General features: G+C 71.0%; 18 protein-coding genes. 9 read left to right on the forward strand and 9 right to left on the reverse strand.

Going from position 1 to position 19,109, the window contains the following annotated elements; genetic code table 11:
• The first annotated feature begins 119 nt into the window (after window positions 1-119).
• Both ACIBAG_RS07550 and ACIBAG_RS07555 read left to right on the forward strand, forming a co-directional pair.
• A complete protein-coding gene (locus tag ACIBAG_RS07550) occupies window positions 120-1,250 on the forward strand; it encodes a PLP-dependent cysteine synthase family protein (RefSeq protein WP_399102090.1) in 1,131 nt (376 codons plus the stop codon).
• On the forward strand, window positions 1,247-2,494 hold the full coding sequence (locus ACIBAG_RS07555; protein ID WP_399102092.1) for an MDR family MFS transporter: 1,248 nt from the start codon (window positions 1,247-1,249) through the stop codon (window positions 2,492-2,494). The genes ACIBAG_RS07550 and ACIBAG_RS07555 overlap by 4 nt, the downstream gene beginning before the upstream one ends.
• Before the next feature lie 48 nt (window positions 2,495-2,542).
• On the opposite strand, the gene ACIBAG_RS07560 is transcribed toward ACIBAG_RS07555, so the two are convergent.
• Both ACIBAG_RS07560 and ACIBAG_RS07565 read right to left on the reverse strand, forming a co-directional pair.
• Window positions 2,543-3,520 (reverse strand): M56 family metallopeptidase, encoded by a 978-nt coding sequence (locus ACIBAG_RS07560; RefSeq protein WP_399102094.1) that lies wholly within the window; start codon window positions 3,518-3,520, stop codon window positions 2,543-2,545.
• 3 nt (window positions 3,521-3,523) lie between these two features.
• Window positions 3,524-3,904, reverse strand: a complete 381-nt coding sequence (locus ACIBAG_RS07565; protein ID WP_399102096.1) for a BlaI/MecI/CopY family transcriptional regulator — start codon at window positions 3,902-3,904, stop codon at window positions 3,524-3,526.
• A 112-nt stretch (window positions 3,905-4,016) separates the two neighbouring features.
• On the opposite strand from ACIBAG_RS07565, the gene ACIBAG_RS07570 reads away from it, so the two are divergent.
• The 4 genes from ACIBAG_RS07570 (at window position 4,017) to ACIBAG_RS07585 (ending at window position 8,701) form a co-directional block, all read left to right on the forward strand.
• Window positions 4,017-4,814 (forward strand): GNAT family N-acetyltransferase, encoded by a 798-nt coding sequence (locus ACIBAG_RS07570; RefSeq protein WP_399102098.1) that lies wholly within the window; start codon window positions 4,017-4,019, stop codon window positions 4,812-4,814.
• 48 nt (window positions 4,815-4,862) lie between these two features.
• A complete protein-coding gene (locus tag ACIBAG_RS07575) occupies window positions 4,863-5,630 on the forward strand; it encodes a M15 family metallopeptidase (RefSeq protein ID WP_399102100.1) in 768 nt (255 codons plus the stop codon).
• 84 nt (window positions 5,631-5,714) lie between these two features.
• On the forward strand, window positions 5,715-7,664 hold the full coding sequence (locus ACIBAG_RS07580) for a copper resistance CopC/CopD family protein (RefSeq protein WP_399102102.1): 1,950 nt from the start codon (window positions 5,715-5,717) through the stop codon (window positions 7,662-7,664).
• 266 nt (window positions 7,665-7,930) lie between these two features.
• The gene (locus ACIBAG_RS07585; RefSeq protein ID WP_399103251.1) at window positions 7,931-8,701 is read left to right on the forward strand and encodes a methyltransferase domain-containing protein; all 771 of its coding nucleotides are present in this window, start codon (window positions 7,931-7,933) and stop codon (window positions 8,699-8,701) included.
• A gap of 138 nt (window positions 8,702-8,839) precedes the next feature.
• On the opposite strand, the gene ACIBAG_RS07590 is transcribed toward ACIBAG_RS07585, so the two are convergent.
• The gene (locus ACIBAG_RS07590) at window positions 8,840-10,192 is read right to left on the reverse strand and encodes an MFS transporter (RefSeq protein WP_399102104.1); all 1,353 of its coding nucleotides are present in this window, start codon (window positions 10,190-10,192) and stop codon (window positions 8,840-8,842) included.
• Window positions 10,193-10,347: 155 nt separating this feature from the next.
• Here ACIBAG_RS07590 and ACIBAG_RS07595 point away from each other — a divergent pair, with 155 nt between their 5' ends.
• A complete protein-coding gene (locus ACIBAG_RS07595; RefSeq protein ID WP_399102107.1) occupies window positions 10,348-10,707 on the forward strand; it encodes an ArsR/SmtB family transcription factor in 360 nt (119 codons plus the stop codon).
• An 83-nt stretch (window positions 10,708-10,790) separates the two neighbouring features.
• Here the strand turns inward: ACIBAG_RS07595 and ACIBAG_RS07600 are convergent, their stop codons facing one another.
• Together ACIBAG_RS07600 and ACIBAG_RS07605 are read right to left on the reverse strand one after the other, a co-directional pair.
• Window positions 10,791-11,537, reverse strand: coding sequence for a DUF1775 domain-containing protein (locus ACIBAG_RS07600; protein ID WP_399102109.1), 747 nt, complete (start codon window positions 11,535-11,537; stop codon window positions 10,791-10,793).
• Between the two features lie 64 nt (window positions 11,538-11,601).
• Window positions 11,602-12,267, reverse strand: coding sequence for a hypothetical protein (locus tag ACIBAG_RS07605; protein ID WP_399102111.1), 666 nt, complete (start codon window positions 12,265-12,267; stop codon window positions 11,602-11,604).
• A 240-nt stretch (window positions 12,268-12,507) separates the two neighbouring features.
• Here ACIBAG_RS07605 and ACIBAG_RS07610 point away from each other — a divergent pair, with 240 nt between their 5' ends.
• Window positions 12,508-13,110 (forward strand): hypothetical protein, encoded by a 603-nt coding sequence (locus ACIBAG_RS07610; protein ID WP_399102113.1) that lies wholly within the window; start codon window positions 12,508-12,510, stop codon window positions 13,108-13,110.
• An 81-nt stretch (window positions 13,111-13,191) separates the two neighbouring features.
• A complete protein-coding gene (locus tag ACIBAG_RS07615; protein WP_399102115.1) occupies window positions 13,192-13,485 on the forward strand; it encodes a hypothetical protein in 294 nt (97 codons plus the stop codon).
• A gap of 160 nt (window positions 13,486-13,645) precedes the next feature.
• Here the strand turns inward: ACIBAG_RS07615 and ACIBAG_RS07620 are convergent, their stop codons facing one another.
• The 4 genes from ACIBAG_RS07620 to ACIBAG_RS07635 form a co-directional block, all read right to left on the reverse strand.
• The gene (locus ACIBAG_RS07620) at window positions 13,646-14,602 is read right to left on the reverse strand and encodes a thiopeptide-type bacteriocin biosynthesis protein (RefSeq protein ID WP_399102117.1); all 957 of its coding nucleotides are present in this window, start codon (window positions 14,600-14,602) and stop codon (window positions 13,646-13,648) included.
• Window positions 14,603-14,610: 8 nt separating this feature from the next.
• Window positions 14,611-15,750, reverse strand: a complete 1,140-nt coding sequence (locus ACIBAG_RS07625; RefSeq protein ID WP_399102119.1) for a lanthionine synthetase C family protein — start codon at window positions 15,748-15,750, stop codon at window positions 14,611-14,613.
• A complete protein-coding gene (locus tag ACIBAG_RS07630; protein ID WP_399102121.1) occupies window positions 15,747-18,773 on the reverse strand; it encodes a lantibiotic dehydratase in 3,027 nt (1,008 codons plus the stop codon). The genes ACIBAG_RS07625 and ACIBAG_RS07630 overlap by 4 nt, the downstream gene beginning before the upstream one ends.
• Before the next feature lie 79 nt (window positions 18,774-18,852).
• Window positions 18,853-19,047 (reverse strand): FxLD family lanthipeptide, encoded by a 195-nt coding sequence (locus ACIBAG_RS07635; RefSeq protein ID WP_399102123.1) that lies wholly within the window; start codon window positions 19,045-19,047, stop codon window positions 18,853-18,855.
• Window positions 19,048-19,109: the final 62 nt, after the last annotated feature.

The following is a 19,109-nucleotide window of genomic DNA, read 5'->3' on the forward strand; positions in this document are numbered from 1 at the left end:
CCCTGACCGGGTCACGCCGCCAATGAACGGCGTCGGCCCGCGGTCCGGCGTGCCCGCGCGCCCCTGCACCGCCAGTACCGCGCCCGCCCGACCATCGGGCGCGAAGGAGCCGTACGTTCATGGACCCCACCCTGCTCGAATCCCTCGTCCCCGTCGGGGCCGACGTCCCCGTTCCCCCGATCGCCCGCCGCCCCGCCCACCTGGTGGGCAACACCCCCATCCTGTGGATCGACGAGCCGTTCGCCCCGCAGGGCCGCGGCTTCCACGCCAAGCTGGAAGGCACCAACCCCGGCGGTATCAAGGACCGCCCCGGCCTGCACATGATCCGCGAGGCACGGCGCCGCGGCGACCTCGTGCCGGGAGCGCCGATCGTCGAGTCCTCCAGCGGCACCCTCGGCCTCGGGCTCGCTCTGGCCGGGCTGACGTACGGCCATCCGGTCATCGTCGTCACCGACCCGGGCATGGAGTCGTCGATGGTCCGACTGCTCGGCGCACTCGGCGCGCATGTCGACCAGGTCGCCGCCCCGCATCCCGACGGCGGCTGGCAGCAGGCCCGCCGCGAACGTGTCGCCGAACTCCTGGCCGATGCCCCGGACGCGTACTGCCCGGACCAGTACCACAACCCCGACAACACGGCCGCCTACCGTCCGATGGCCGCCGAGCTCATCGCCCAGCTCGGGCGCATCGACGTCCTGGTGGCGTCGGTGGGCACTGGGGGACACTCCGCCGGCATCTCGGCGGGGCTGCGTAAGTCGTGGCCCGAGCTGAGGCTGATCGGCGTGGACACGGTCGGCTCGACGATCTTCGGGCAGCCTGCGGCGCCTCGGCTGATGCGCGGTCTGGGGTCGAGCATCCACCCGTCGAACGTGGACTACGAAGCCTTCGCCGAGGTCCACTGGGTGGCCCCGGCCGAGGCGGTGTGGGCGTGCCGTCAGCTGGCCCGTCGTCACTACGCGTCCGGCGGCTGGAGCGTGGGGGCGGTGGCGCTGGTGGCCGGGTGGGTGGCACGGACCTGTCCCGTCGGCACCCGGATCGTGGCTGTCTTCCCCGACGGTCCGCACCGCTACCTGGAGACCGTCTACAACGACGCCTGGTGCCGCGAACACGACCTCCTGGGCCATGAGCCTCCGCCGGAGCCCGACGAGATCGCCGAGCAGGACGAGTGCGTCGTGACGGCATGGACGCGATGCAGCCAAGTACGGGATCCGCTGGGGCGCGAGGCAGCCACGCGGCAGGCGGGCGTGCGATGAGGCGGCTGCGGGCCCAGGTGGCCTCCTTCGACCGTCCGGCCCGGCTGCTGATGGTGAACCAGTTCGCCATCAACCTCGGCTTCTACATGCTGATGCCGTACCTCGCCGACCACCTGGCCCACGGCCTCGGGCTCGCGGCCTGGGCGGTCGGCCTGGTGCTAGGCGTGCGCAACCTCTCCCAGCAGGGCATGTTCCTCGTCGGCGGCACCCTCGCCGACCGCTACGGCTGCAAGCCGATGATCCTTGCCGGGTGCGCGCTGCGAACGGTCGCCTTCGGGCTGCTCGCGGTGGCTGGCAGCCTGCCCGCGCTGATCGCCGCTTCGGCCCTGACGGGCCTGGCCGGGGCGTTGTTCAATCCGGCCGTGCGGGCCTATCTGGTGGCGGAGGCCGGCGAGGAACGGCGCGTGGAGGCGTTCGCCGCCTTCAATGTCTTCTACCAGGCGGGCATCCTCGTCGGCCCGCTCGCCGGACTCGCCCTGCTGGCCTGGGACTTCAGTGCGGTGTGCGCGGTCGCGGCGCTCATCTTCGGGGTGCTGGCCGTCCTCCAGGCCCGTGCCTTGCCGACCCGCCCGCCGAAGGACCGAGGCGCCGAGCCCGCGTGGCGTGCGGTGGCCGCCGACTGGCGCACCATCGCCGCCAACCGGCCCTTCCTGCTCTTCGCCGCCGCCATGTCGGGCTCGTACGTCCTAGCCTTCCAGGTCTACCTCGCCCTGCCGCTGCGTGCCCGCGAACTCTTCGGTGAGCGGACCGGGTTGGTGACGGGAGCGGTGTTCGCCGTCTCGGCTCTGGCCGCGCTGTCGGGCCAGCTGAAGCTGACGGCCTGGGCGAAGCAGAACCTGTCCGGGCCGCGGGCCATCGTGTACGGGCTGGTGGTGATGGGGGCGGCCTTCCTGCCGCTGCTGCCCAGGGCCTACGACGCCGTGGCCGGGGTGGCCGGACTGACGGTGTGCGCGGCGCTGCTGGCCTGGGGCGGGGCGCTGCTCTACCCGTTCGAGATGGACACCGTCGTAAGGCTCTCCGGCGACCGGCTGGTCGCGACGCACTACGGCGCCTACAACACAGCCTCCGGCATCGCGATCTCGCTGGGGAACCTGGCCGTCGGGGCGCTGTTCGACACGGGGGTGCGTTGGCTTCCGTGGGCGGTGCTGGTGGTCACCGGGCTTGTGTGCGCGGTATCGGTGGAGTGGCTGCACCGCACCGGGTGTCTCGCGGCGCGGCCGGCGCCGGTTCCGGCGCCGGGGTAGTCGGGGCCGCTGCACTCAGCGACTGCTCGTGCCGGCTCCTCCCGGAGGTCACCGCGGGCACTGCTCCAGGCAATGGGCGGTGTCCGCGACGGCGAACGCGGGGCCGAGGACCATGACGGCCGGCAGCACGAGTACGGTGGCCGTGGCGCAGCCGATCAGGACGGGTAGCAGGCGGCGGCCCTGTCCGGGGCGGGCGGCCAGGAGACGGCGGATGCGCTCGGCGGGGTCCGGGCCGCTCAACGCCAGTGTTGCGGAGCCCTCCGCCGGTGGGCCGACGGTGCACATCTCCAGCAGCGCGGAGGCAACCGTGCGGGACCCGTGGACGGCGGCGGCGTGATCGTCGGCGGCCATCTCGGACAGCCGCCGCACCTGGTGGGCGTAACCGCGTAGCGCACCGCTCCAGCCGACCGCCGCGGTCACGACCTCGGCGGCCAGGATCATGCGGTGGTGCGCGAGCCGCAGGTGTCCTCGCTCGTGCGTGACGGCGGCCGCCAACTGCTCCTCGGTGAGCAGATCCACGGTGCCTCGGCTGACGACAATCCGGTCCCGCCCGCGACCTCCCGGTACGCAGAACGCGGTGGGCTCGGCGTCGTCGAGGATGTGCACGTCGGCGAGCCCGCCCGCGCCCCGGCTGCCCAGGGCGTCGGTGATCAGCCTCGCCCGGTCCCGTTCCCGCCGCACGGCGAGGAAGCGGTGCGCCGCCAGGGCGGTGACCGCGGTGGCGGCCAGCAGGAGCAGGAGCACCGCCCCATCGGCCACGCCCTCGATGTGCCACGAGCCCGCGTAAGCGGCGTGCACCTGGGGTTTGCCCGCGTGGAACAGCCAGACGACGGCGTGCTCCCACAGGTCGTGCGCCGTCAGGACCAGGGTCGCGGTGATGGTGACCAGGAACGTGAACGCACAGGCGTGCCAGGCCCGCAGCGCGGCCCGGGGATGCCGCGAGGCCCAGGACGCCCGGGTCAGCACCCGGTCCCCGGCGAAGCCGAGCAGCGCGGCGTAGGCCAGCAGGGCGGCGATCACCGGCACGGCTCAGCCCCCGTCCGCCGGGTCAGGACCGGCCTGCGGCTCGTTCAGCGCGGAGCGCAGGGCCGCCGCCTCCTCGGCGCTGAGCTGCCCGGCGAACCGCACCAGGGCGCCCGCCCGGTCGGTGGAGGCGTGCAGGGCCTGACCCATCAGCTCTGCGGTGTAGTCGTCGGCGGTGCGGACGGCGGAGTAGCGGTAGGAGCGGCCCTGCCGGACCCGGGTCAGCCAGCCCTTCTCCCGCAGGCGCTCCGTGACGGTCATGACCGTGGTGTAGGCGAGCTGCCGCTGTTCCCCGAGGGCGTCCACGATCGTCTGGATGGCGACGGGCTCCGGGCTGCGCCACACCACCCGCATGATCTCGGCCTCCAGCTCTCCGAACGCTCTCACGCCCACTCCCTCCCAGGTCGGTCCGGCCGTGCGGCAACCAGTTTGCCGTACACCCATGAATTTCTACACGTCGTAGTAGATTTATTTCTACGCTGCGTAGTAGTTTGCGGATGTGGACGCCGAACCTCGCGCCTCTGCGCTGCCGAACGCTGCCCTTGCCCCCTCCGACCCCGACCGCTCCACCATCCTGCTGCGCCTTCCCGCCCCGCGAGTGAGCGAGGAGCCCGTCTCGCCTCCCGTGTCCGTGCGGTTCATGGACACGGAGCATCTGCGGTTCGTCGTGGGCGAGCAGCGCCGGCTCTTCCCCGACGGCTTCTTCTCCCGCCTGGGGCCCGGGTTCCTGACCGCGCACACCCGGACCTACCTCACCAGCCCGCATGCCGTGGGCTTCGTGGCCGAGGTGGACGGGGCGCCGGTCGGATACCTGGTGGGAGTCGTCGATCCGGCGCTGCACCGCCGCCATCTGCTGCGTGCGCATGGACCCGGGCTGGCGGTCCGGGCCGCCGCGGCCCTCGCCGTCCGTCCCGCCCTGGCCGTGAACTTCCTGCGGACGAGGCTGCCGCGCTACGCCCGCAAACTCCTGCCCGGCCGACGAGCTGGCGCCTCCGCCTCCGCTGCACCCGCGCCGCCCGCCGTGCACGACCGGGAGGCGGTCCTGGCGCATGTCGCGGTCTGCGAGGAGGCCCGCTCGTACGGCATAGGTGGCCAGCTGATGGAGAGGTTCGCGGACTTCGCCGTCGTGGCGGGCTGCACGCGCGTCTCGCTCGTCACCGCCGCAGGGCCTGCGGGAGCCGGGCCGTACTACGAACGGCGTGGCTGGGAGCGGCGCGCTGAGACCCACACGCCCGACGGCAAACACCTCCTCGTCTACGCCCGCCCCCTCGGCGCCCACCGCCCCGACCCGATCTGACGCCGCCGCACGTCCCCGAGCCCGTCCCAAAAAGGAACCGTCCCGCCCGTGAGAGCCCCACGTCGCACCCGCCGAGCCTCCGCCGCCGTCCTGCTCACCCTGGCGCTGACGGTCACCGGCTGCGGCAGCCCCGACGCGCCCCCGGCCCAGCTGCCCGACCAGAAATCCTCGCCCAGCCCCAGCCGCAGCACACCGCCCCCGCCGTCCGCGGACCCCGTGACCAAGGAGATCACCGTCGCGCAGTGGCAGCGCATGGTGGAGGCCGGCATGTGGCGTGAGGGCTGCCCAGCCACCCGCGAGACGCTGCGCCGCGTGGAGACCAACTACTGGGACTTCGAGGGTGAGATCCAGCGTGGCGTGCTCGTCGTCAGCGAGGACATCACCGCCAGCATCTCCCGGATCTTCACCAAGCTGTTCGACGCGAAGTTCCCGATCTACCAGATGCAGGGCGTCGAGGCGTACGACGGCGACAACAACGCCAGCCTGAGCGCCAACAACACGGCCGCCTACAACTGCCGCCGCCCGAACCAGATCAACGCCCCGGTCAAGGAGTCGCCGCACGCCAACGGCCGGGCCGTCGACATCAACCCCGTGCAGAACCCGTGGCAGGACCTGCGCTGCAAGTGCTGGTCCCCGGCCGCCGGCGCGAAGTACGCCGAACGCGTCCCGGGCAAGGGCGTGATAGTCAAGGGCGGAGTCGTCTGGCAGGCGTTCACCGACGAGGGCTGGGTCTGGCAGAACATCAAGGTGCCCGACTACATGCACTTCGACACCGGATACCCTTCGGCGCCGTTCACCGACCCGGCCACGCGGTGAACGAGGCCGCCGAGTCCCCCGTACGACATCACGAGCGTCGCAACCCGACAGCCCTACCGCACCGACATCCGAGGAGGCGGGCCCGTGAGCCTCAGGCCAGCTCATCGCCCAGGGCGCCGGGTGGCAGCCCTCGCCCTGCTCCTGGGTACGGTCTTCGCTCTCCTGCTCGTCGGCGCCGGCCCCGCCGCCGCACACGCCAAGGTGCGCTCGACGGATCCGGCCGCGGAGGCGGTGCTGAAGTCCGCGCCCACCCAGGTCACCATGACCTTCACCGAAGCCATGACGCTCGCCGAGGACTCGATCAAGGTCTTCGCACCCAACGGCAGCCGTGTGGACACGGGGACCACGGACCACGTCGGCTCCGACGCCGCGACCGCCCGGGTGGCGCTGCAGAGTGGTCTCGTCGACGGCACGTACACGGTGTCGTGGAAGGCGGTGTCAGCCGACAGCCACCCCATCGGCGAGGCGTTCGTGTTCTCCGTGGGCAAACCCTCGCCGACGAAGGCCGTCGCCGTCGACGCGCCGCCGGGCGGGGGTCTGGTGGGCACCCTGTACTCCGTCGCCCGGTACGTCGCCTACCTCGGTTACGTCCTAGCGGTCGGCGTCGGTGCCTTCCTGCTGGTGTGCTGGCCGGGCGGTGCAGGACGGCCCCGCCTGCGACGACTGCTCCAGGCCGGCTGGTCGACCCTGCTCCTGTCTGGCCTCGCCCTGCTGTTCCTGCGTGCTCCCTACACCTCCGGTGAGGGGCTCGGTCAGGCCGTCGACCTGACTGCCCTGCGCGCGACCCTCGACACAGGGCCAGGCTCGGCCCTGTTCGTACGACTCCTGCTGCTAGGTGGCGCCGGTCTCTTCCTGGCCGTACTCGCCGGCTCCATGTTTCGTCCTGACGGCGATCAGCCCGACGGGTCCGACACAGCGGACCGGCCGCTACTGGGCGGGCGCAAGCCAGGGCTGATCGGGGTAGGTGCGCTGATCGCCGTGGCGCTGGCCGGGACTTGGGCCGTCACGGGACATGCGGCGGCCGGTTCGCAGACGACTCTCGCGCTCGCGGCGGATGCGTTGCACCTGGTGGCCGTGGCGCTCTGGCTGGGTGGGCTGGCCGCACTGGTCGGCGTCCTCTTCCGTACCCCCGAGAGCGAGCGGGTGCCGGCGGAGGCAGTGGCCCGCTTCTCCCGGCTCGCGTTTGCCGCTGTGGTGGCCCTGGTCGTGACGGGCCTCTACCAGTCCTGGCGGCTGGTCGGCTCCCTGGACGCTCTGGTGTCCACTCGCTTCGGCGTTCTGTTGCTGCTGAAGTCGGCCGTGGTCGTGGCCATGCTGGGAGCGGCGGCGTACTCGCGCCGCTGGGCGGCCCGGCTGCGGGAGCCGGTCGCGGAGCGGGCGCCGGGGCGAGCGGCACGCCCGGCACTTGCTATGGCGGCGTCGCGCGCTGGGCGGTCCGTCCCCGCCTCGGAGGCGGAGGAGGCGGACGCTACCGAGACCGAGACCAGGAATGCCGCCGCTGGGCCAGGGTCGGGATCGGGGGACGGCACGGACCCCGACGGACTGACCCGGCGACTGCGACGCTCGGTCGCGGTCGAAGCCGTACTCTCCCTCGTGGTCCTCGCGATCACCACCCAGCTCACCGTCACCACCCCCGCACGCACCGAAGCAACCTCGGCGATCGCGCCTCCGCCCACGGCCGCAGTCGCTCAGCCCACCGCGGTCAGCCGCACGGTCCCCTTCGACACCGGCACCGACAACGGCTCCGGAAAGATCCTCATCACGCTCACCCCCGCGAGCACCGGCCGCAACGAACTCCAGGCCGTGGTCTACGCCGCCGACAACGGCGTCGCCTCCGTCCCCGAACTGCGCGTCACCTTCACCCACGCCGAGCGCGGCATCGGCCCGCTCGACGCCGGAATGAAGAACGTGGGCGGCTACTGGCGAGCCGGAAACCTCCAACTCCCCACGGCCGGAAAGTGGGAGATGGCGGTGACCGTCCGCATTTCCGACATCGACCAGGCCACAGTGACGACGACCGTCACAATCACTTGAGAAGGCTTCTGCTTTCCGAACGTGATCGTTTGATTGGGTCTGGGTAGGCGCGAACGGTTGCCGGCCGCGGGAGGAGGCCGAGCGGGTGCGGGTCGCGTCGGCCCCAGCCGAAAGCGCGCTTGAGTGGCCGGCCGACGCACGGGCAACAACGGTAGCCCTGGACCGGCCCTCGACAGCCGCGTAGCGAATTCGCCGTCCCGCTGCGCGTCTGCGTCCGTGATCCTATGCTGGCACCGAAACTTGAGACGATCTGGGGGGTATGTCTGATGGGGGCAGCAGGTGGGGGAACGTCCTTATTGAAGTCGGGGGTCAAGCGGCTCTTGGGGCGCGCTGGATTCGACATCGTGCGCAGCACCAACAACCTGGGGGGCGTCGACGACTTCCTGCCGTTCGAGGCAACGATGCGGGCTGCACGTGCGGCCGGTATGCCGGTCGGTGACTACCTGGACGAGGTGATGAACGGGACGCCTGGCGCCACCCAGTCCACCATCGACGAACTAGGCGCGCTCGGCGTCTTCGCCGCCAGCCCGAACACGGTGCTGGAGATCGGCCCCGGGTCCGGGCGGTACCTGGAGAAGACGCTGAAGGAGTGTTCACCAGGCCGCTACGAGATCTACGAGACGGCAGCGCCCTGGGCCGACTACCTGGTGGACACATTCGGCGTGGTCGCCCAACCGACCGCAGGAAGCAGTCTCGCCCCGACACCCGACGCCAGCATCGACCTCGTTCAGGCCCATAAGGTCTTCAACACCGTGACTTTCCTCTGTGCCTCCCGTTACTTCTTCGAGATGGCGCGCGTCACACGACCCGGTGGTCGGATCGTCTTCGACGTGATGACGGAGACCTGCCTGGATCCGGCCGCGGTACGCGCCTGGGCGTCGAAGGGCGGCGCGGGGCACGGCTCCTACCCGGCCGCCATGCCTCGCCAGACATGCGTGGACCTCTTCGCGACCGTCGGCTGCAGCCTGGAAGCCAGCTTCCTAGCGCCCATGGGTGTCGCCTCCACGGAGGTGCTTGTCTTCGGAAAGGGGGCTTGACCCTCAGAGGGCTTCCGGTTGCCAATCGGCGAGGCTGTGGGGGTCGAACAGGGTTGCTGGCCGGCTGATCTCCGCTGTGTCCGCGCATGAGGACAGGGGCCTCTTAAGCCTTCTGAGCGGCAGCAGCCCTCAACGGCGTCACACGCGCCCGGCCACCACGGGATGCAACTCGTCCGCCGCGTAGTCGTGCCTGTGCCTCCAACCGCCCGCAACCCGCGTGGCATCGGCGAGATGGGGGTGGCCGTCGTGGAGGTCGGTGTGCTCGTGCTCGACGTGCACCGGTTCCCGCGCCGGCCACAGCCGCACCGCCAGCACGGACGCCGCGAGGGCGATCCCACCGAGCGCGACCACGGCTGCCTGCAGCCCGGCCTTCGCACTGAGCCACCCCGCCAGCGGATACGTCAGCAACCAGCAGCTGTGCGAGAGCGAGAACTGGGCCGCGAACGCCGCCGTACGCTGCTCGGCCGGTGCCGAGCGGCGGACGAGTCGCCCGGTCGGAGTGAGCACCGCGGAGCACGCGGCACCGAACGCGGCCCATACGATCAGCAGCGCGGGCCAGCGCCAACTCCCGCCCGGCGCGGCGGTGATGGCCCCGAGTCCGGTGAACACGACGGTGAGCAGCAGTGCGGCGGGCAGCATCACGACCCGGTCGGAGACCCTGTCCAGGACGCGGGGCAGGACGAGGGCCACGATCATGGACCCGGCGCCGAACGCGCCCAGCGCGAGCGCCACCGCGCCCTCGGGCCGCCCAAGGAAGTCGCGTACGTAGACGACGGTGTTGACGATCACCATCGCGCTCGCGGTGGCGACCACGAGGTCGAGCGCGAGCAGGGCGCGCAGTTGCGGGACGGTGAAGAAGAGGCGGGTGCCCGCGGTGGCCTTGGCGTAGGCACCGCCCGTGCGCGGGGCCGGAGCGGTGACGGGCTTGGGGAGAACCACGCTGACCACGAGCGCGGCCGAGGCGAGGAAGCCCAGCACGGTGCCCATGAACAGCCAGTTGTATGTCATCACCGACAGCAGCGCTGCCGCGAGGGCGGGGGAGAACAGGTTCTCCAGGTCGTAGGCGAGGCTCGACATGGACAGCGCCCGCGTGTAGTCGCGCTCCTCGGGCAGCACGTCGGGGATGACGGCCTGGAACGTCGGCGTGAACGCGGCCGAGGCGGACTGGAGCAGGAAGACCAGGACGTACACCTGCCAGACCTGGTCCACGAAGGGCAGCATCAGTGCGACCCCGGCGCGTATGAGGTCGGCCGACACCATCAGTGCCCGGCGCGGTATTCGGTCGGCGACCGCGCCGACGGCCGGTGCGATCGCCACGTACGCCACCATCTTGATCGCGAGCGCGGTGCCGAGCACCGAACCGGCCTCGGCGCCCGCGATGTCGTATGCCAGTAGCCCAAGGGCCACGGTGGCGAGGCCGGTGCCGACCAGGGCGATCACCTGGGCGGCGAAGAGGTGGCGGTAGATGCGGTTGCGCAGGACGGCGAGCATGCGGGCGGCTCCTGGGAGGGGCGGTCCGGGCGGTCTGGTCCGATGGGCCTCGACGAGTGTAGCCATCATGTGCGCACCTGCGCACATGATGGCTGGAAGTCGACGGGACGCGGCTGGACCCCCCCGCCCTTGCCGTGTGGCTCTAGGCTGACCTCATGCCTGAAAGCCACCCCGTCTCACTTGCGGCCGATGCGCATCTGCGCGCTCCGGACAGCGCGCGGCTCGCTGAAGCGACCGGGGTGTTCGCCATGCTGTCGGATGCCACCCGCTTGCATCTGCTGTGGCTGCTGGCGCAGGGCGAGTCGGACGTCGGTTCGCTCACCGAGCACTGCGACGCCTCGCGCACCGCGGTCAGCCAGCACCTGGCGAAGCTGCGGCTCGCCGGGCTCGTGGATACCCGTCGCGAGGGGCGGCACATCTACTACCGCCTCAGCGACGGGCATCTGCGCCGCTTGGTCGTGGAGGCACTCAGCCATGCGGACCACCGGGTGAGCGGGAAGGCGCCACACGACTGACCCGGCGGACATGCCAGGGCCCTCGCATCCCGATGTGCCCGGGAATGCAAGGGCCCTCGAAGCGAGCTCCGATTGCTGCCGGCTTACTGCTGGGCGCTGCCCCGGCGGCGCACGACGGCAAAGCCCACTGCCGCGGCCACTACGACGATCGCCGCGACGATGCCGGTCCAGGCACCGGCCGACAGCCCACCGTCGTCATCCTTCTCGGTGTCGGCCGCCTGCGGGGAGGGCGAGGCGTCCGTTTCTTCGGCAGTCGCTGTCGGCGTCGGCGCGGCGGAGGGGCTCTCGGACTCGGTGGGCGAGGGGCTGACCGGCTTCGCGCCGGGTGCGGCGGCCTTCAGCTCCAGGACGGGAGCCTCGTTGCCATGGCCGCCGCCACTGGCCTCGCCCAGCTCGATCCAGCGGTCGACCTTGCCGTCGCTGTAGGTCTGCAGCGTCTTGAAGGCCAGCTCCTTCGCGTCCGGGAGCTGCCGGACGACGACCGAGTACTCGGCGTCCTCGCCGGTCTTCACGGCCGGGCCCTTGACGGTGTAGCCGTCGTCGTTCGCGGTGAACTTCCAGCCCTTGGGGCCTTCGCCGTACGTCACGTCGGCGGGCGCGATGCCCTCGGGCAGGACCACCCGCAGCTCGGTGATGCCGGCTGTCGCGGACTCCGACTCGGCCACGAAGGTGAGCTCGACGTTCTCGGCGAGGGCCTGCGCCTTGTCGGCCTCGACCTCCACATGGGCGGCGGCCGGGACAGCCGTGAGGAGGAGCAGGGCAGTTGTCGCGCCCAGCGCGAGGGTCAGGCGGCGCGCGGTGCGGTGTGTGGTCTTGGCGGCACGGAACATGGATGTCTCCAGGCGTGGGGGAGCGCGGGGCGGCGGTGTCATTCGGAACGACCGCCCGGCATGGTCAGTTGGCGAGAGTGAGACCCGCCTGGGGAGGCCCCCTCCGTACCACCGTGTACGCGAGCACCGCCTCGTCGGGCGGTGGCCGCTCCAGCCATATGAGGGCGCGCGCCGGCAGCCCTTGCTCCGCCGCCGAGGCGGGGCCGTCGCCGAGCAGTGCACGGGTCGTGGCGATCCGGGCGCGGGCCGCGTCGACGGTCGTCGTCAGACCGCGCGCCAGTGACCAGCAGACGGTGTCCGCGCGGTGCAACAGCACGGCGACGAGTACGGCCGCTGCGGCATGTACGGCCGTCATGGCCAGCGAGTCGTGCGGGCGCTCGTGCCATGCCTGGTGGGCGCCGGCCGCGTGATGCAGGTGCCCCGGCATGGCCATGGGTGCCGCTACGGCGTCTGCGTGCTCAGCCATCAGCCACAGATGCAGCCCCGCCTGCGCCGCCCCGCACGTCACCACCACCGTGGCCAGCGAACGGGGCCGCCGCGTACCGACGAGACCGACCCCGAACAGCACCAGGGCCGCCAGCGCACTCTGCCGCCACGGCGCGGGCCCCTGGGCAACCAGATGGTGCGCGCTCACCCCGAGCACCGTCCCGACGACGGCGAACACGGCCGCCCGCAAAACGGGAAGCGGCGCGCGGCGCGACGGCGTACGGAGTGAGCTGAGCATGGTCATGGCCCGCCCATCATCGAACATCGCTCACCTCGACCGGAGGCCGGATCCGCAAAGAGGCGTCTCGTCCAGAATTCCGGCATTCGCTTTGTGTACGCCGGTCGTTCGCAGGGCGGGCCTTGTATGGTGCCGGCCCCTCGTGCGGCGCCGCCCCCCTCATACGGCTCGGGCCCTTCATACGGGCAGGGCAGCAATGCCGTATTCGCACCAGGGTTCGCACGCGATGCGCCATGATGGTCGGACATGACCGGCCCCATCGCACACGCCCGCACCGCGAACGGCACCGCCGCCCGCGCGGTCGGCTTTGCCCTGGCGGCCGTACTCCTGGCCGCCGGACTGCACCACGCCGCGACGGACTCCTCCCTGTCCTGGCCCGCGCTCGGAATCGCGGCGATCGTGCTCGCGGCGTGCGCGTACCCCGCCTTGCGCACCGGCGCCGACCGCGCAAGTGCCCTCGCCCTGGCCGCCGTACAGGCATTCCTGCCCGCCTGGCTGGAATTCACCGACACCGAGATTCCGGCGCCGGCACTAGACGACCACCTGCGGATGCCGTCCGCCTGGCATCACAACCCGCTGGCCATGGCAGCGCTGAACTTCCTCGCGGCCTTGGCCCTGATCCACCTCTTCCGCAGCGCCTCCGGGCTGCCTGCCCGCCTGTCGTACGCCGTCGCAGCCACCACGCGCCGCTGGTGGGACCGTCTGCTGTACGTCATCGGCCTGGTCCTGCGTCTGACGCGCACCACTGCCCTGTCGCAGCCGCCCTGGTCTCCGCTGCCCGCCGCGGCACTCCCACGGCCACACGCGCTCACGGTCCTGCTGTACCGCGCACAGCCCTGCGCGCCATAGCCCGCACGGCACTCCACCGCACCAACACCTCTACCGCATGCCTGACTACGGCGTGCCTTGATCGACACTGGAGTGTTCGTCGTGTCCGCACATCTCGAAGCACCGGCGCTGGCTGCCTGGAACAGCCACGCAGTCGACCTCGCCCATTCAGTCCTGCGTGCCGACCAGCCGTACGCCCCTCCGCAACCCGCCGATGACAACGACATCCTCGACTTCTTCACCTCGGCGCAGACGATCCTCGGCATCGTGGCCGCGCTGATCGCGGCCGTGTTGCTGCTCTCCTTGTCGTGGCCGAGCAGGCGTAAGGGCCGGGACGAGGGAGAGGGCCGGGAAGAAGGGAAGGACCAGGAAGAGGGCCGGGAAGTGGCGGGGTAGGCGGGGCGGTAACCCGAGCGCGCAGCTTCGCAACGTGCAGCCGCGAGACCGTCCGTGTGAGGGCTGCGGCTGCGGGGCTCCGGGCCAGCAGTACGGCCTGCCGTCCTGGCCTAGGTGAGATCCACATGCTGGTGCTGGTGAAGCCGGCGCCAAGGCTTGGTCAGCGCCCCAGGGTTGCCTCCCGGGCAGCGCGTGCCCAGACGGCCTGCTGGCGGGTGGTGAAGCCCATGCGGTTCCAGTGGAAGAGGATGTGTCTGGCCAGGATGCCGCGCAGCCCGAGCTGAAGGTCGCCCGCACGTGCTGCTGCGCCCAGGGCTTGTGCGCCGTGCTCCATGCTGGTGACCCAGGCACGCAGAAGCATCAGGGGCCCGTCACAGAGTGCTGGGCCGGCGTCGAGCATCAGGAGCCGGCGTAGCGCTCCCACCATGCCGCTGACCTTGTCGGGGGACATGTCTGTGGGCAGGGGCCGTCTGGCTTCGGCCTGCCCCCACACGTCTCCCTGTTCGCCCCACTCCAGCCCAGCGGCGCGCAGGAACAGCGTGGTGACGAGGAAGGAAGTCTCCTTGGGCCCGAGGAACTCCCCAGGGGCGTCGGTGACGTGCTGGTAGTAGCGGAGCACGCCGACGCTGTCGGCGTGGAACAGGGCATGGGCGAGCCTCATGCCGCGCGGGCCACCGAACGCGACGGATTCCGGTTCGTACAGGGAGGGCCACCACCAAGTGGCCGCACCGCAGGACAGGGCGTTGTCGAGGGCTTTGGAGACGTGCTCGACGGTGTCCTCGGTCCTCGCCCCCAGGGCCAGCTGGACGCGTAGGCGCCAGCAGGGGTACTTGCGCACGAACCACCATGCTGCAACCGGCCAGGTGTTCAGGGCTGACAGGAGATGGGTGCGGAAGGCGCGATCTGCGTTGGGATAGTCGGCAAACTCGATGTTCACCTGATGCCAGTCCGTGGGTGGGGTGCCGAGTGCGGCCCGGCCGGCGGCGCGGTAGCGCTCGACCGCCTCGGCTAGTCGGGCAGGGGTCGTGCCGGCTCTGGCAGCTGCTTCTTTGACAGGCGTGCCGGTGAGGACGGACAGCACCGCGTCCTCCAGCACGCCGGGGTCTTTGTGCTCCACTTCACTCCTCAGCACAAGAGCAGGCAGCTGTCCCATTCAGTGGCGGGCTCGGAACCCGGTACGGCGCCTTGGCATGCCAGGGCTGCCCCTGCCGCTCCTTCGAGAAAGCCAGGTTCCTTGGGAGGGCTGAGGGCGAGGAAGCGTTCGCGGAGTACGGGGAGTCGGTCGGTGAACGCGGTGGGTGTCTCGGCGTCCTCGGCGACGCGTTGGACGGTGCGTAGCAGGCCGCCGACTCCGTGGCACAGGCCGCGGGTGGTGAGTTGGTTGAGTTGAGGCGGGTCGGCCAGGCAGTAGAGGAGGGCGCGTTCAGCCATCCGCTTGCGGTCGGCGTCGGCAAGAGCCATTGCTGCAAGCTGCTGTGCGCGAGCCAGGCCGGGAGTCCCGTAGCACCAGGACGGTGCGGTTGGCTGTACGGGTGCGTGGCCTGTCTCAGTGATCCAGCGCGGCCAGCGGGTCCCGCGGTGGTCGCTGTGGCGGATGCGGTCGAGCCAGCCGCAGATGCGGGTCATGGCGGTGTCGTGGTCGGTCACGGTGACTCCGTGGCGCTTGGCGAGGGCGAGGAGGGCGAGCGGGCCGGTGATGCCGTGGGCGAGACCGGCGTTGGCATGACCGCCCGGCGTTGCCGACTTATCGCTGGCCGGGGCGTGTCCGACCCACCAGCCGGGGAGCGGCTCGCCCTTGGGCCCGGCAACTGGTTCGGTGAGCCGGACCAAGTACTCCAGGACAGCCTTCAGCTCGTCACTGTCCGGTCGGCGGCGCAGCAGGAGGGCGCCGAGCCCTGTCAGGCCGCGGAACAGGTCGTACTCGGCGAAGCCGGCATGGCAGCCCTGGTCGATGCGGGCGTGGGCGGAAGCCAGACGGCGGCGGGTGTGTGCGGCGACGACGTCGTCCAGTGTGTGCAGGGCTTCGGCATAGCGGTCGCTGTCGGAGGCGGCGAGGTGCAGGACGTACGCCATCGCGGGCGCGCCAAGGAACAGGCTTGCATCGTCTCCGTCGATCAGAGGGCGAATGGCGGCGAGTCGCCGGTGTACGGACTGCCATAGGGCGAGCCCGCGCCGGGCTCGTTCTATGTGGAGCAGGGTGATGCCGAGGGTGCCGTGCGCGAGGGACTGCCGGGTGGCCAGGCCGGCGTCGGGGGCAGTGGTCACCGCGGGGCTCCTTGGTTGCGGGCGGTCCAGGACAGGGCGGCGGCGCGGGCGAGGCGGCGGCAGGTGGCTTCGCCGTCCGGGGCGATGCCGGCAACGCGGTTGTGGTGCATGTGCAGTAGGGATGGCAGTACGGCGGCTGGGTCGGCACCGTTGGCTTTGAGGGCCTGGTGGTAGGCGGTGAGGGTGTCTCGGCGCAGGGCCCACGTTGTGGCGACGTAGGCGCTGTCCGGCAGGGACTGCAGGGAGGCGCGGTCGGGGTCCGGGGTGATGAGACGGATCGCCGTGGTGAGTACGTCACGGGGTGCGGGGTCGCCGTCGTTCTTCAGGAGGTTGGCCGTGAGCCATGTTCGGCTGTCTGCGGGTGAGCCGAGGAAAGTGTCGGCGATGTCCACGAAGCTGGCGGCGGTGACTGCAGGCCGCAGGCGATCGGGGATGGGAAGGGCCATCTGCGCGAGGGCGGCGGCGGAGTCCGCGGCGAAGAACCGTTCGGCGGCCTCCAGGACGGTGCCGGTGCCGTAGCGACCCGTCTCCGGCTCGTCGGTGTCCCATTGCACGCGCTGGATCAGGCCCTCGGCGCGTAACTCTGCGGCCCACGCGGCGACGCGCTGTGCGACGTCACCGAAGGCGTGCGGGTCTGACAGGCGGAGCCGCAGTCGCAGGTGGGCGTCGGGGTCGGCGTAGCGGGTGAACCACCAGTTCGGCCCCTCGGCTCCCCAGTCGCTCAGCAGCCGCGGCAGGTGGGTGGTCAGCACCTCCGGCACGCGGTCGGAGTTGCCGTACAGCTTGAGGTACGCCCACTCGCTCGCGCCTGGTATCCGGCCGGAGGTGCGGCTCACCACGGTCGTCGTCCGGGAGAGGGGCGTGGGGGTGGGTGGCTGGTCGGTGGCGAAGGGCACGGTGATCTCGTGCGAGCGTCCCACCCAGCCGAACGCTCTCTCCGGGGGCGCCTCGTGCAGCACCACCGTTCCGTTTCGGTCCAGTTCGGCCTGAAGGAGCTGGACGTGGGCGGGGATGTCGAGGTCCAGGCGCAGCCGTTGGTCGTCGCTGCCGACGTAGACGGTGCGCGGCACGCCGTAGCGGATGCGCCAGTCGGTGAAGCGGAAGGCCCAGTTGTCTCCGCCGAGGTCTCGGGCGCGTAGTCGCCAGCACGCGGCGGACAGGATGGTGCGGCCGACGCGCACTTCGGGCAGGAACGGCAGTTGGGCCGCCGCGCCCCAGACAAAGGGGAGGAGGACCGCGGCGTGCGAGCGGTGCAGTTCGCACACGAAGCGGACCAGTGGGTGGGTGGCGTTGGCGAGTTCCACGGCGTTCATGACCGACGGTTCGATCGGTCGACCGGTGGCCAACTGCACCAGGTACAGGCGTTGGGAGTCGGCGACGACGCCGAGGTCGTCCAGGTCGAGTGTGGCGTGCGGGTTGTGCTCGCTGACGGACAGCACGTTCGGCACGACGGCAGGGGCGCGGGCGACGTTGTACGTGGGCAGCCGCAGCGGCGGGCTGGAGATCTGGCCTCGGGCGGCGTCGGCGGTGAGCGTCGGCAGGTCGGCGTACGCGGCGGTCATCCGCTCCCGGTCGGGTCGCTCCAGCATGGTCAGGAAGCGGCCGGTGGTGGTGCCGGCCGCGAGGGAGAGCCCGGCCGTGCTCAGGGCGAACCGGCCGCGCTCCAGGTCCTTCAGGGAAGGCGACAGCACGGTGAAGCACAGTTCGACGTGCGCGGGAACCTGGTCGGGCTCGCCGAGGGACAGCGCCTGGATGTCCTCCTCGCTGAGGACGATCTCGCGCTGGTCGTTGAGGGCTGCGTTCTGGGCGAGGGCGAGGAGGTATTCGTCGCGACGGCTCGTTGTCAGCACCGGGCGCTTCAGGACCGTCCCGCGGTAGCCGACTGGAAAGCCGAGGCCGGTGTCTGGGTCGCTGAGGTCACGCAAGCGGACGATGGCGCCCATGCTGTAGCGCTCAAGGAACCGCGCCTGGTAGTCGTTCCAGGCCGGGGAGCCGTTCGGGTATGGCGTGATCCGGGCCATGACCTCCAGGGCGCGCTCCGCCTCACGGGTCACGATCTCCGGCAGGACGATGTTGCAGTCGGGCCGTAGATTGACGACCAGGGTGCGGTCCGTGATGCCAGTGAGGGCGGTCATCCTTGCGCCGGCCTGTGCACGGAGAGACTTTTGGTTGTCCAGTGGGCCGCTGTTGTGGGCGGTGAGGAGTGTGCGAATCTGCCGCAGCTTCCTGGCCGTGTCAGAGGCGGCTTCGGCTGTTTCGAGCTGGTCGACCAGGTGACCGAGTGCGTCGTCGCACGTCATAGGGGCGTGCAGGCTGCTCAGAAGCACCCGGTGCTCGACAAGGCTGCGCAGCATGTCCTCGATCACAGGCGGGGTCTCGGGATAATCGCTGGACAGCTTGGCCGTGAGGTCGCCGACCGTGATGGGCGTACGGGCCAGAGCCAGTACCGCTTCGACGGCCGGGGTGCGCCGTAGCCGTGTATCGGTGGGGCCGTCAGCGTCGCCCGGCTGGTGTTGCACAGTGATGCTGCCCCCGTGCACGGTGCAGGTGGGGTCGGCGATGACATGCAGGTGCCGCACCACCTCCAGGTCGCGTTCCAGGACGGTGATGACGTCCTTCAGCCACACCGCGTCGGCGCACGCGAAGGCGCGGTGTTCGGCGCCCCACTGGACTCGGGCTGTACGCCCGACACGTATAGGGGCGGGCCCGGCGAACAGCCCGAACGGCGTGGCGCGGTGCTGCATCCGCAGGAGGTAGCGGGCCAGGGAGACAGCTGTGCGCCTGATGATCCGTGGTCGCCGGGGTTCTCCGCCGAGCACCTTGCGGACAGTGTCGGCAAGGAGGGGGGTGGCGACCTCGATCGCAGCGGCCACGGTGTCATCCGTCCAGACCTGGGCGATCCACTCCTGCAACCGGTGCACGTCGGCGGACGCGTCGCCGTACAGATCTGGCCAGGGAGGCAGCGTCGCCGTCAACGGGAACACCGAAGCTCTGATCACTCCCGCGTCAATAGCGCGATACATGGGACATGCCTCCTTCATCGTCACGACGGTGTGGGGGCCGGACCGGCAGGGAGCCTCGGCCCGGCCCCCGCGCGGCGGGTCAGCCGCCGATGCAGGTGCTGTTGGAGCAGGCGGACTGGCAGGTGGAGCCGCAGTTGTCGCTGGTGTCGTTCAGCAGCGAGCTGAGGACCGGGGCGGAGGCGACGGTCTCGATACGGAGGTCGAAGTCCGAGTCTGCGGCGGCCCCGAAGTCCGTGGCGGCCTTCAGGGTGGTGCCTGTGTTCTGCGGTGCCATCGCGTTCTCCTCGTCTGCAGAGGTGTGTGGATGTGTCTTACGCCCTGATCGCAACGCGGGCG

Origin of the sequence: Streptomyces sp. NPDC051243 (assembly GCF_044455405.1) — a bacterium.
Taxonomy (GTDB): domain Bacteria; phylum Actinomycetota; class Actinomycetes; order Streptomycetales; family Streptomycetaceae; genus Streptomyces.